The sequence below is a fragment of the Pseudomonas sp. GW823-FHT05G12 genome, from assembly GCF_058795575.1.
Map to the genome: position 1 here is coordinate 2,018,744 of NZ_CM179501.1, position 11,216 is coordinate 2,029,959.

Annotated in this window: 13 protein-coding genes; 5 read left to right on the forward strand and 8 right to left on the reverse strand. The window is 62.1% G+C overall.

Annotated elements, in window-relative coordinates:
- Positions 1-115: 115 nt before the first annotated feature.
- Positions 116-676 (forward strand): class I chromate reductase ChrR, encoded by a 561-nt coding sequence (gene chrR / locus AC3RCM_RS09120; protein WP_003251456.1) that lies wholly within the window; start codon positions 116-118, stop codon positions 674-676.
- Between the two features lie 102 nt (positions 677-778).
- Here the strand turns inward: chrR and AC3RCM_RS09125 are convergent, their stop codons facing one another.
- Positions 779-2,851 (reverse strand): TonB-dependent receptor family protein, encoded by a 2,073-nt coding sequence (locus AC3RCM_RS09125; protein WP_064493163.1) that lies wholly within the window; start codon positions 2,849-2,851, stop codon positions 779-781.
- 220 nt (positions 2,852-3,071) lie between these two features.
- On the opposite strand from AC3RCM_RS09125, the gene AC3RCM_RS09130 reads away from it, so the two are divergent.
- Genes AC3RCM_RS09130 through AC3RCM_RS09140 form a run of 3 tightly spaced genes read left to right on the forward strand, consistent with a single transcriptional unit; the run spans position 3,072 to position 4,034 of the window.
- Positions 3,072-3,320, forward strand: coding sequence for a helix-turn-helix domain-containing protein (locus AC3RCM_RS09130; RefSeq protein WP_003251454.1), 249 nt, complete (start codon positions 3,072-3,074; stop codon positions 3,318-3,320).
- Between the two features lie 11 nt (positions 3,321-3,331).
- The gene (locus AC3RCM_RS09135) at positions 3,332-3,679 is read left to right on the forward strand and encodes a head completion/stabilization protein (protein ID WP_064493164.1); all 348 of its coding nucleotides are present in this window, start codon (positions 3,332-3,334) and stop codon (positions 3,677-3,679) included.
- Positions 3,672-4,034: a hypothetical protein gene (locus tag AC3RCM_RS09140; protein ID WP_014590308.1), complete on the forward strand. Its 363-nt coding sequence runs from the start codon at positions 3,672-3,674 to the stop codon at positions 4,032-4,034. The genes AC3RCM_RS09135 and AC3RCM_RS09140 overlap by 8 nt, the downstream gene beginning before the upstream one ends.
- Here the strand turns inward: AC3RCM_RS09140 and AC3RCM_RS09145 are convergent.
- The gene (locus tag AC3RCM_RS09145) at positions 4,031-4,411 is read right to left on the reverse strand and encodes a helix-turn-helix domain-containing protein (RefSeq protein ID WP_014861245.1); all 381 of its coding nucleotides are present in this window, start codon (positions 4,409-4,411) and stop codon (positions 4,031-4,033) included. The two genes, AC3RCM_RS09140 and AC3RCM_RS09145, sit on opposite strands and share 4 nt — an antisense overlap.
- Before the next feature lie 179 nt (positions 4,412-4,590).
- On the opposite strand from AC3RCM_RS09145, the gene AC3RCM_RS09150 reads away from it, so the two are divergent.
- Positions 4,591-4,854, forward strand: a complete 264-nt coding sequence (locus AC3RCM_RS09150) for an Ogr/Delta-like zinc finger protein (RefSeq protein ID WP_004576942.1) — start codon at positions 4,591-4,593, stop codon at positions 4,852-4,854.
- Between the two features lie 90 nt (positions 4,855-4,944).
- Here the strand turns inward: AC3RCM_RS09150 and nuoN are convergent, their stop codons facing one another.
- Genes nuoN through nuoI form a run of 6 tightly spaced genes read right to left on the reverse strand, consistent with a single transcriptional unit; the run spans position 4,945 to position 11,216 of the window.
- Complete coding sequence (gene nuoN, locus AC3RCM_RS09155; RefSeq protein WP_010954905.1) at positions 4,945-6,414, reverse strand: NADH-quinone oxidoreductase subunit NuoN; 1,470 nt, start codon at positions 6,412-6,414, stop codon at positions 4,945-4,947.
- A 7-nt stretch (positions 6,415-6,421) separates the two neighbouring features.
- A complete protein-coding gene (gene nuoM, locus AC3RCM_RS09160; RefSeq protein ID WP_010954904.1) occupies positions 6,422-7,954 on the reverse strand; it encodes an NADH-quinone oxidoreductase subunit M in 1,533 nt (510 codons plus the stop codon).
- A gap of 40 nt (positions 7,955-7,994) precedes the next feature.
- Positions 7,995-9,848: an NADH-quinone oxidoreductase subunit L gene (gene nuoL, locus AC3RCM_RS09165; RefSeq protein ID WP_064493165.1), complete on the reverse strand. Its 1,854-nt coding sequence runs from the start codon at positions 9,846-9,848 to the stop codon at positions 7,995-7,997.
- Entirely contained in the window at positions 9,845-10,153 is a 309-nt protein-coding gene (gene nuoK / locus AC3RCM_RS09170) for an NADH-quinone oxidoreductase subunit NuoK (RefSeq protein WP_003251446.1), read from the reverse strand. The genes nuoL and nuoK overlap by 4 nt, the downstream gene beginning before the upstream one ends.
- A gap of 3 nt (positions 10,154-10,156) precedes the next feature.
- A complete protein-coding gene (gene nuoJ, locus AC3RCM_RS09175) occupies positions 10,157-10,657 on the reverse strand; it encodes an NADH-quinone oxidoreductase subunit J (protein ID WP_019438098.1) in 501 nt (166 codons plus the stop codon).
- A gap of 10 nt (positions 10,658-10,667) precedes the next feature.
- Entirely contained in the window at positions 10,668-11,216 is a 549-nt protein-coding gene (nuoI, locus tag AC3RCM_RS09180; RefSeq protein ID WP_003251442.1) for an NADH-quinone oxidoreductase subunit NuoI, read from the reverse strand.

Consider the following 11,216-nt stretch of genomic DNA (forward strand, 5'->3'; position numbering starts at 1 on the left):
CATAGACCGTGAAACTGACTCGGAAGTTTTCGCCCTGAGGAAAAAAAACTCAGGCGCCGGAGAACGGTCATCTATAACTACAACGTCTATTTAACCCGCAAAGGTTGGAATTGCCATGAGTCAGGTGTATTCGGTAGCAGTCGTCGTGGGCAGCTTGCGCAAGGAGTCCTACAACCGCAAGGTCGCCCGCGCACTTTCGGAGCTGGCGCCGTCCAGCCTTGCGCTGAAGATCGTCGAGATTGGCGACCTGCCGCTGTACAACGAAGATATCGAAGCCGAGGCACCGCCGGAAACCTGGAAGCGTTTTCGCGATGAAATCCGTCGCAGTGATGCGGTGTTGTTCGTCACCCCGGAATACAACCGCTCGGTGCCAGGCTGCCTGAAAAATGCCATCGATGTGGGTTCGCGTCCTTACGGGCAAAGTGCCTGGAGCGGCAAGCCGACGGCGGTGGTGAGTGTGTCGCCGGGGGCGATTGGTGGCTTTGGCGCCAACCATGCGGTGCGCCAGTCGCTGGTGTTTCTCGACATGCCCTGCATGCAGATGCCCGAGGCTTACCTTGGCGGTGCGGCGAGCTTGTTCGAGGATTCGGGCAAGCTCAACGATAAGACGCGACCGTTCTTGCAGGCGTTTGTCGACAGGTTTGCTTCATGGGTGAAGTTGAACAGGGCGGTCTGAACCCCTAATCATGCTGTGCAGCGCCCCCCGTAGGAGCGGGTTTACCCGCGAATGCGTCATTGAACTTGCCGACGCATTCGCGGGTAAACCCGCTCCTACCCGTCAGCGGAAGCTGTAGGAAACCCCCGCGTATACGCCAAACCCTTCGCCCGGTGTCGAACGGGCATTGTCCTTGCCGGCGTCGTTGTAGGCCGGCGTCACGGTCGCTGCATAGCGCTGGTTGGTCAGGTTGCGCAGGTCCAGCCAGGTCTGCCAGTCCTGTTTCGGTGAGTCCCAGCCAACGCGTGCGCCGAGCAAGGCATATTCATCGGCGTGGTAGCTATTGGCGTAGTCCACCTGCACCTTCGAAGCCATTTGTGTATTGACCCCGGCATAGAAGCCGTTCGGCCAGTCATAGCGCAGCTCGGCCTGGTAGTAGTGCATGGGGATGCCGGGCAGACGGTTGTCGCCAAACGTGTCGTCATCACGGTAGTGGAAGTCGCTGAAGGTGTAGGCCTGGCGCAAGCTCAGCTTGCCAGTGCCCGCGCGCTCCCACAGGGTGCTGTCGAGGCCGGCTTCCACGCCTTGGTGCACGGTAGCGCTGGCGTTGAATTCCGAGGTGAAGTTCGGAACTACCTCAACGGCCAGCAGTTCGTGGCGTACTTGCGAGTAGTACCAGGCCAGGTCCCAGCGGCCGAGGGCCGAGTCGCCACGGGCGCCCAGTTCCAGGGTGGTGGCTGTCTGGTTCTGCATCTCGATCGGCTGGATCTGCTTGCCGCCGGTGCTGGGCGCGCTCCAGATCAGCGACCACGGGTGTGGCGGCTCTACCGAGCGGCTCAGGTTGCCGTACACCTGCAAGTCCGGACGAATGTCGTAGCGTAGCCCCAAGCGGGGGGCATAGTCCCAGTCATGCATGCTCACCTTGCCGCCTTCAGAGGGGTAGGTCACGTCACTTTCGCGGCGCGTGTAGATCATGGCCAGGCCGGTGCTCAGCCACAGGTTGGGGACCAGTTCCAGGTCGTTGCCAACATGCAGCACGGTGTCCGAGCCCTGGTAGGTGAAGTCACGGGTGCGCTCGCCGAACACATCGCCATTGCGGGTAAATTGCGAAGCGCCGCTGTTGGGCAGGTGCTTGGTGGTACGCCAACCGACGGTGGTCTTGCTCTCGCGGCCGAACAGTGTGTCGCGGCGGAAATAGTTCAGCGTACCGCTGACATCGGTGTAGGCGACCTTCAGGCGCATGGGGCCTTCGCGCAGGTCCATCGGGTAGTCGTGATAGACCAGGCCGGCTTCCAGGCGTGCCTCGTCGTCGAGGTAGAAGGTCGTCTTGTTGCCCACCCAGGTGCTGCCTGGTTGCGGGCGGCTGTCGTCGCGTGCCAGATAGTTGGGGTTGGCCGCGCGCGGGTGGTGCTTGATCTGGTCCTTGGTCAGGCGGCCGGGCAGTTCGTTTTCAGTTTCCCGATAGCGCAGGTAGAAGCGGGTTTCCAGGTTGGGGTTGAAGCGGTAACCGGCATTGGCGGCAATGCCCTTGGCGCTGCCGCTGCTGTGCGCCTGGTAGCCGTCATATTCCGAATCGGTCAGGGCCACGTAATAGTCGAGGTTGCCCAGCACCTTGCCCGAACTGATGTGCCGATGCTGGTAGCCGCGGCTACCGACTTCGTAGCGTACTTGCAGTGCAGGCGCGTCGTAGCCGGTGTGGGTGACGTAGTTGATCGCACCGCCCAAGGCCAGGGAGCCTTGGTCAAAGCCATTGGCGCCACGCAGCACTTCGGCACGGCTCAGCCACAGCGGTTCGAACAGTTCGTAAGGCGTACCGCCCGGGCCGGTCAACGGCAGGCCGTCGAACATGGTGTAGACACCGGAACCGTGCGCCCCCGGCGCACGGTTGATGCCCGAGCCGCGTATCGACAGCTTGACGCCGTCGTTGCCTGCCGATTGGGCGAACACCCCAGGCTGGTAGGCCAGTACGTCCTGGTTGCTGGCCACTCGGCCTTGCCCCACGCGCTGCATGTCCACCAGGTTGCTGGCCCCCGGTATTTCACGCAGGCGCTCGCTGGCTGCCGTCAGCTCGTTCTGCTCCTCATCGGTGATCAGCACCCGGCCCAATTCGACCGAGGATGCCCCCAGGGCGGGCTGAGTGGCAGCCAAGGCCGCCAGCAGACCGAGGCAGGACGAGAGGGGTAAATCGGAACGCATTGTACGACTCCAGGCGAAAGGCGAATGGACAACGGCGTTGAGACGAGCGAAATGCGGCTTGGAGCACGCAGAAAGTCAGCAAATCGTTCGTCACCTTCGTCATGCGGTCTTGTACGAAAGTTCTTTACAAACCATGGCGGTGGAGGTGGGTGGCCTGTGCTTCGTAAGGTGACTGCAAGTAGGCAGCAATGCCTCGCTCAATCACCCGTGGAGTTCAAACATGACTGACAACGCTCGACACTCGCAGCAACCCTTGGCGGACGCCCCGGTTCGCCTGACGCCACGTGAACAGCAAGTGCTGTTGTGGTGTGCTTATGGCAAGAGCTCGTGGGAGATTGGCCAGATCCTTGAATGCAAGGAGTCGACGGTGAACTTTCACGTGTCCAACATCCTGCGCAAATTCGAAGTGCCTACCCGGGTGGCTGCTGTGATCAAGGCCATTCGCTACGGCATGCTGGCCGAGCAGTAAGGGGGTAGCGCATGAGCAACGATCCTCGGCTACCGCGCTTTGCCGATTGCCATGACCCGTTCTGGCCGCGGGTGGATCTGGGCAGGTTGCGTGAGCACCTGCAACTGCCGCGGTCTGTCAGTGACGCGGCTTTGGAAGTGGCCGCGCGCTGCGCAGCCATCGAGGCAGCACGGGAATTCGCCCGCTGGCGTTCAGTGCTGCGAGAGCGGGGCTACAAGCGGCTCGAGGATGTGGCCGGGCATGATCATGGGCGTGCCTTGCGGGTGTGCTACATCCGTTTCGTCGAAGCGGCGGTCATGTATAGCCTGGGTTCAACCGCCTGCCTGCCTGTTCCGCGCGGAGGGCAAGTGCATGCCTGAGCGATCTGTTTTCGACCACCTGGCCCCGGCATTGGTGACGTTCCTGGGGGTGGATGGCGATGTGCTGTTCGCCGCGCTGCTGGGAGCATTGTTGGTGAGCGCGGCACGCGATCGATTGATCACCAGTGAGGCCAGGCGCCTGACGCTGGCCAAGAAACTGCTGCTGCTATTCGTGACCGTGGGCGTGGGCCATCTGTTCGAGCCACTGGTTTCGTCATTGGTGCCTTTGCTGACCCGGGGCATGGCGGCATTCGTGGCCGCTGTGGTGGTGATCCCCATCAGCCTCAAGGTCATGGTCTGGCTGGATACACTCGACCCGCGCGAGCTCATCCAGCGCTGGCGCCGTCGGGGTTAGCCATTGGTTGCGCCGCCGAGCTCGCTCAGTTGCTGTTCCAACTGCTGGATGCGCTGTTTGTCCTTGATGAACAGCAGGATGGCCTGGCGATCGCTGTGCGAGAGCGTGCGCAGCCGTTCGAGCATTTCGCACTCCCAGCCCGCATCACCTGGGTCGGCGGCGATGTGCTCGGCTTGACCCAGCAATAGCCAGTCCAATGAGCATGCATGCTTTTTGGCGATGTCTATGCAAAGTGAGTAAGGAATGCTCTCGCGAACCTTCCAGCTGCTCAGCGTTTGCGGGCTGACCGACAGTGCACGTGACAGCTCGGCATCAGTGTTTGCGCCAGTGAGAAGCTTAAGGCGCGTGAGCACCTCAGCAAGTATGTGAGTACTCATAACAAATATCCATGACTGGTTTAATGATATTCCATGGGCTTAAACTACTCGTTATGAATACAGCCCTGCGTTTTAAGGAGCACTTCTGCAATGAGAACCATCAAATTGAAGAATACACCCACAGTTGCAGCCAATACTGACACACAGACTAGCCTGGGCAATGCTAGCAGGTACTTGCCGTGAGTACTTACAAGCTGGTTTGCCCGCATTGCCACAGCCGGATGCGCATACGTACTAGCGAAGGGCGCCATATTTTCCTGCGAATCGCTTATTTGCAATGCACTACCGAGGCGTGTGGCTGGTCAGTGCGCGCCGAATTCGAAATGACCCATGAACTCTCCCCCAGCGGCATGCCCAACCCGGAAGTGTACCTGCCTTCGGCCAATGGTGATTTGCGCAAGGCCGCCTTGCCGGGCGCAGGTCAGGGCTGCCCGAGTGAGTGAGGCACCCGTGGGCGCAGGTAGCAAAACGTGCAGATAAAAAAACACCCCGCCTAGGCGGGGTGTTTTCTGTTACCGGCGCTGCCGGGGTGATCAACCGATCAGTTGCAGGCCCGCTTGCTGAACCATTTCCAGCAGGGGCTGCGGGTACACACCCAGTACGAAAGCGAGAATGGCGATAGCCAGCAGCATGACGCCGCCGGTGCGCTGTTCCCACTTGAGCGGGGCGTCGTGACGACGCAGGTTCGGCTCGACCAGGTAAAGGGTAACCATGACGCGCAGGTAATAGTACACGCCGATGGCGCTACCGATCACCAGCGCACCGACCAACCACCACAGGTGCGATTCGACGCCGGTAGCGATGATGTAGAACTTGCCGATGAAGCCGGCGGTCAGCGGGATACCCGCCAGCGACAGCATCATCACGGTCAGTACCGCTGTCAGGTACGGGCGGCGCCAGAACAGGCCGCGGTACTCGTACAGGGCATCGGCGTCACGGCCGCCGTACGGCGAGGACATCAGGGTGATGACACCGAAGGCGCCCAGGCTGGTGATCACGTAGGTGACCAGGTAAACGCCCATGGCTTCCAGGGCCAGGCCCTTGCTGGCGACCAACGCGATGACCAGGTAACCGAAGTGGGCGATGGACGAGTAACCCAGCAGACGCTTGAGGTTGCTCTGGGTCAGCGCCAGCAGGTTACCAATCAGGATCGAGGCTACGGCAATCACCGCCAGTACGGTGCTGAGCACGCCGCTGCTGGCAGCAGGGGAGAGCATGAACAGGCGTACGACAACGGCGAATACTGCCACCTTGCTGGCGGTTGCCAGGAACGCGGCGACCGGCGCCGGAGCGCCTTCGTACACGTCCGGAGTCCACAGATGGAACGGTACCAGCGACAGCTTGAAGGCCAGGCCAACCAGCATCATGCCCAGGCCCAGCTGGGCCACCAGGCTTGGCATGCTGGTGGTAGCCAGGGCCTTGCCGATCTGGTCGAAGCTCAGGCTGCCGGCGTCGGCGTACAGCAGGGCCATGCCGAACAGCAGGAAAGCCGAGCCTGCGGCCGACAGCACCATGTACTTGATGCCGGCTTCCAGCGATCGCTTGTTGAAGAAGGCATACGCCACCAGGCCATAGACCGGTACCGACAACAGCTCCAGGCCGATGAACAGGCCGGCCAGGTGGTTGGCGCTGACCAGCACCAGGCCACCGAGGGCCGACATCAGCAGCAACAGGTACAGTTCTTCACGGTTGCCCGGGAAACCCTTGGCGCCCTCGCCGAGGTAGGCGTGGGCGAGGGTGACGCAGGCCAGCGTCGCCACGAGGATGATCGCCATGTACAGGCAGGCGAACTTGTCGATGGTGATCAGCGAGGTGACCGCCAGCGGCGCGACCTTCAGCGCCGGCAGGAGCGACAGCAGGGCCAGGTTCAGGCCCACGGTGGACAGCAGGAAGGTCTGCGAGTGGTTGCGCTTCCAGGCGATCGCCAGCATCACCACCACCGTGGTGATGGTGGTGATCAGCATCGGCGCCAATGCGATGAAGTGTTGAGTGGTGAATTCCATAGCGCTCTTACCGGGCCGAAGCGAGTTGAGTGAAAGCGGATCCGAGCCACTGCTGCACACCACTCATGGTGGCGGCAGAGGTGTCGAGGAACGGCTGCGGATACACGCCCAGCAGGATCAGCAATACCGCCAGACCCAGAACCATGATCAGTTCGCGACCGTCCATGCCGGCCAGCACGGTGTCGGTCTTGGCCGGGCCGAAGTAGGCACGGTGGATCATGATCAGCGAGTAAACAGAACCGAACACCAGGCCGGTAGTGGCGATCACGGTGATCCACGGCACGTGCACGAAGCTGCCGATCAGGATCAGGAACTCGCCGACGAAGTTGCCGGTGCCTGGCAGGCCCAACGATGCCGCTGCGAAGAACAGGCTGATGGCCGGCAGGTAGGCGATGCGGTGCCACAGGCCACCCATCTGACGCATGTCACGGGTGTGCAGGCGCTCGTACAGCTGGCCGGACAGGATGAACAGCGCCGCAGCCGACAGGCCGTGGGCCAGCATCTGGATCACCGCACCTTGCAGGGCCTGCTGGCTGCCGGAGTAGATACCGATCAGCACGAAGCCCATGTGCGAGACGCTGGAGAAGGCGATCAGGCGCTTGATGTCGGTTTGTGCGAAGGCCAGGAAGGCACCGTAGAAGATACCGATCAGGCCCAGGGTCATGGCGATCGGCGCGAACTCGGCCGAGGCGTTCGGGAACAGCGGCAGGGCGAAGCGTAGCAGGCCGTAGGCCGCGGTCTTCAGCAAGATACCCGCCAGGTCCACCGAGCCTGCGGTCGGTGCCTGGGCGTGAGCGTCAGGCAGCCAGGAGTGGAACGGCACCACCGGCAGCTTCACCGCGAAGGCGATGAAGAAGCCCAGCATCAGCACGTACTCGATACCGGCTGGCAACTCGGCCTTGAGCAGGTCGCTGTAGTTGAAGGTGAGCACGCCAGTGGTGTTGTAGTTGACCAGCACCAGGCCCAGGATCGCCACCAGCATGATCAGGCCGCTGGCCTGGGTGAAGATGAAGAACTTGGTCGCCGCGTAGATCCGGGTCTTCTTGCCGTCTGCCGAGCTGTGACCCCAGAGCGCGATGAGGAAGTACATCGGCACCAGCATCATTTCCCAGAAGAAGAAGAACAGGAACAGGTCCAGGGCCAGGAACACACCGACCACGCCGCCGAGGATCCACATCAGGTTGAGGTGGAAGAAGCCGACGTGGCGCTGGATCTCTTTCCAGGAACACAGGACCGACAGCACACCGAGCAGGCCGGTGAGCAGGATCATCAGCAGCGACAGGCCGTCCAGGGCCAGGTGGATGCTGATGCCGAAACGCTTGATCCACTCGACTTTGTATTCGAGAGCCCAGGCCGGTTCGGCGCCCGGGGCGGGAGCAAGGGTGTAGTCGCCGGTACCCCACAGCCACAGGCCGATGCCAAGCAGCAGGGACATGGTAAGCAGCGCAATCCAGCGCGGCAGGGTGGCGCCGAAGCGCTCACCCAGCCAGCAGAGGAAGCCGCCGATGAAGGGGATCAGGATCAGCCAAGGCAAAATCATGACGGGTTGGTTTCCTTTGGCAAAGTCGCAAGATTCATAGTCATACCGCAGCCACTACCACGGCACCGAGCACCAGCACGGCACCCACGGCGATAGAGGCGGTGTACCAGCGCAGTTGGCCAGTCTCGGTCTTGCTCATGGCCACGTGGCCACCACGCGCCATCCGAGGAATCAGGCCGATGGTGCGGTCAACCGGGTCCTTGCGCAGGATGTGGCTGATCAGCAGGTACGGTTTGACGAAAAGCTTGTCGTAGATCCAGTCGAAGCCCCAGGCAGCGAACCACCAGGCCGACAGGACGCGACCGATGCCACTGTTGGCGACGGCGCTGACGAAGCGGCGCTTGCCCAGGAACAGCAGGGCGGCCAGCAGGATACCGGCGATGGCGATGGCACCCGAGGTGATCTCCAGCGCGTGCTTGGCTTCGCCACCGGCATGGCCGGCGCTTTCCGGCAGCACACCGGCCAGCGGCGGGGTGATCCAGGCGCCGACGAAGGTCGACAGCACGATCAGCACGCCCAGCGGCAGCCAGTGGCTGATGCCGTGGCCCGCGTGGGCTTCGGTCTTGGCTTCGCCGTGGAAGGCAATGAAGATCAGGCGGAAGGTGTACAGCGAGGTCATGAACGCGCCTACCAGGCCGGCATACAGCAGGCCGGTGTTGCCGCTGGCGAAGGCTTCCCAGAGGATCTCGTCCTTGGAGTAGAAGCCTACGGTCACGATCGGCAGGGCCGCCAGTGCCGCACCACCGACCACGAAGCTGGCGTAGGCCAGCGGCAGTTTCTTCCACAGGCCGCCCATCTTGAAGATGTTCTGCTCGTGGTGGCAGGCAACGATCACCGCACCGGAGGCAAGGAACAGCAGGGCCTTGAAGAAGGCGTGGGTCATCAGGTGGAAGATCGCCGCGTCCCAGGCACCCACGCCCAGGGCCAGGAACATGTAGCCGATCTGGCTCATGGTCGAGTAGGCGAGGATACGCTTGATATCGGTCTGTACCAGCGCAGCGAAGCCTGCCAGTACCAGGGTCACGCCGCCGACCACACCTACAAGGTGCAGGATGTCCGGCGCCAGAAGGAACAGGCCGTTGGTACGGGCGATCAGGTACACGCCCGCGGTCACCATGGTTGCGGCGTGGATCAGTGCCGAAACCGGAGTCGGGCCCGCCATGGCGTCGGCCAACCAGGTCTGCAGTGGCAGCTGTGCCGATTTACCGACCGCACCACCCAGCAGCATCAGCGTGGCCAGCACCATCCAGGTGTCGCCAGCCTGGAACTTCTGCGGTGCCAGCACCAGGAGTTCCTGCACGTTCAGGGTGCCCAGCTGGGCGAACAGGATGAACAGGCCGATGGCCATGAACACGTCGCCGATACGGGTGACGATGAATGCCTTGAGTGCCGCGTTACCGTTGTTGCGGTTGCTGTAGTAGAAACCGATCAACAGGTACGAGCACAGGCCCACGCCTTCCCAGCCGAAGTAGATGAACAGCAGGTTATCGCCGAGGACCAGGAACAGCATGCTGGCGATGAACAGGTTGGTGTACGAGAAGAAGCGCGAGTAGCCGGCTTCGCCACGCATGTACCAGGATGCGAACAGGTGGATCAGGAAGCCGACACCGGTCACCACACCGAGCATGGTGACCGACAGGCCGTCCAGGTACAGGGTGAAGTTCGGCGCGAAGCCGTCCACCGACATCCACTGCCACAGCAGCTGGCTGTACGCGCCGCCCTCAGGCGGGGCGACGTTGAACTGCCAGATGACGTAAGCGGCCGTGGCGGCCGACAGGCCTACCGAGCCGACGCCGATCAGGGCGGACAGGTTCTCCGAGAACCGTCCACGCGAGAACGACAGCAGCAGGAAGCCGATGAGGGGAAAGACGAAAGTCAGGAAGAGAAGGTTCATCCGCGCATCTCACTGGCAGCATCGATGTCGAGAGTGTGGAAGCGGCGATACAGCTGCAGCAGGATGGCCAGGCCAATGCTGGCCTCGGCGGCTGCCAGGCTGATCACCAGAATGAACATCACCTGACCGTCGGGCTGGACCCAACGGGCACCGGCGACGACGAACGCCAGGGCAGAGGCGTTCATCATGACTTCCAGGCTCATGAGCACGAAGAGGATGTTGCGGCGGACCATCAGGCCAACCAGACCTAAGCAGAACAGGATGCCTGCGACCGCCAGACCATGTTCGAGAGGGATAGCACCCATGATTTACTCCTTCGCCTCGTTGCGGCCCAGGTGGAAGGCGGTGACGGCTGCAGCCAGCAGCAGCATCGACGCCAGTTCGACCACCAGCAGGTAAGGGCCGAACAGGCTGATGCCCACGGCTTTCGGGCCCACGGTGGTACCGCTGATGCCGGCGCCACTCGGGGTGACGAACAGCACGTACAGCAGCTCCGCCAGCAGCAGGGCGCCGAGGATTACCGGCCCGGCCCAGATGCCGGGCTTGAGCCAGCCCCGTTCCTGGGCGACCGAAGCCGGCCCGAGGTTGAGCATCATCACCACGAACACGAACAGCACCATGATGGCGCCGGCGTAGGCGATCACTTCCAGGGCGCCGGCAAACGGCGCACCCAGTGCGAAGAAGATCATGGCCACGGAAATCAGCGAAATGATCAGGTAAAGCAAGGCGTGCACGGGGTTGGTGCCAGTTACCACCCGAAGGGTGGAGACCACGGCGATCCCGGATGCGAAGTAGAAAGCGAATTCCATCTTTCTGTCCTTATGGGAGCAAGCTCTTCACGTTGATCGGCTCGGCTTCGTTCTGTGCAGAGCCCTTCGGCTTGCCAGCGATTGCCATACCCGCAACACGGTAGAAGTTGTAGTCAGGGTTCTTGCCGGGGCCGGAGATCAGCAGATCTTCTTTCTCGTACACCAGGTCCTGACGCTTGAACTCGGCCATTTCGAAATCCGGAGTCAGCTGGATTGCGGTGGTCGGGCACGCTTCTTCACACAGGCCGCAGAAAATGCAACGCGAGAAGTTGATGCGGAAGAACTCCGGGTACCAGCGGCCGTCCTCTGTCTCGGCCTTCTGCAGCGAAATGCAGCCAACCGGGCAGGCCACCGCGCAGAGGTTGCACGCTACGCAGCGCTCCTCGCCATCGGGGTCGCGGGTGAGGACGATGCGGCCGCGGTAGCGCGGCGGCAGGTACACGGGTTCTTCGGGGTACTGCAGGGTGTCGCGCTTGCGGAACCCGTGGGAGAACACCATTGCCAGGCTGCGCAGCTGGGTGCCGGTGCCCTTAACGATGTCGCCGATATACTTGAACAT

What these genes read in the sequence shown, in the direction of transcription:
- AC3RCM_RS09145 (WP_014861245.1), bottom strand. Translation starts at nt 4,411, where the DNA reads ATGAGTACTCACATACTTGCTGAGGTGCTCACGCGCCTTAAGCTTCTC.
- AC3RCM_RS09135 (WP_064493164.1), top strand. Translation starts at nt 3,332, where the DNA reads ATGAGCAACGATCCTCGGCTACCGCGCTTTGCCGATTGCCATGACCCG.
- nuoN (WP_010954905.1), bottom strand. Translation starts at nt 6,414, where the DNA reads ATGGAATTCACCACTCAACACTTCATCGCATTGGCGCCGATGCTGATC.
- nuoL (WP_064493165.1), bottom strand. Translation starts at nt 9,848, where the DNA reads ATGAACCTTCTCTTCCTGACTTTCGTCTTTCCCCTCATCGGCTTCCTG.
- chrR (WP_003251456.1), top strand. Translation starts at nt 116, where the DNA reads ATGAGTCAGGTGTATTCGGTAGCAGTCGTCGTGGGCAGCTTGCGCAAG.
- nuoK (WP_003251446.1), bottom strand. Translation starts at nt 10,153, where the DNA reads ATGGGTGCTATCCCTCTCGAACATGGTCTGGCGGTCGCAGGCATCCTG.
- AC3RCM_RS09130 (WP_003251454.1), top strand. Translation starts at nt 3,072, where the DNA reads ATGACTGACAACGCTCGACACTCGCAGCAACCCTTGGCGGACGCCCCG.
- nuoJ (WP_019438098.1), bottom strand. Translation starts at nt 10,657, where the DNA reads ATGGAATTCGCTTTCTACTTCGCATCCGGGATCGCCGTGGTCTCCACC.
- AC3RCM_RS09140 (WP_014590308.1), top strand. Translation starts at nt 3,672, where the DNA reads ATGCCTGAGCGATCTGTTTTCGACCACCTGGCCCCGGCATTGGTGACG.
- nuoM (WP_010954904.1), bottom strand. Translation starts at nt 7,954, where the DNA reads ATGATTTTGCCTTGGCTGATCCTGATCCCCTTCATCGGCGGCTTCCTC.
- AC3RCM_RS09125 (WP_064493163.1), bottom strand. Translation starts at nt 2,851, where the DNA reads ATGCGTTCCGATTTACCCCTCTCGTCCTGCCTCGGTCTGCTGGCGGCC.
- nuoI (WP_003251442.1), bottom strand. Translation starts at nt 11,216, where the DNA reads ATGTTCAAGTATATCGGCGACATCGTTAAGGGCACCGGCACCCAGCTG.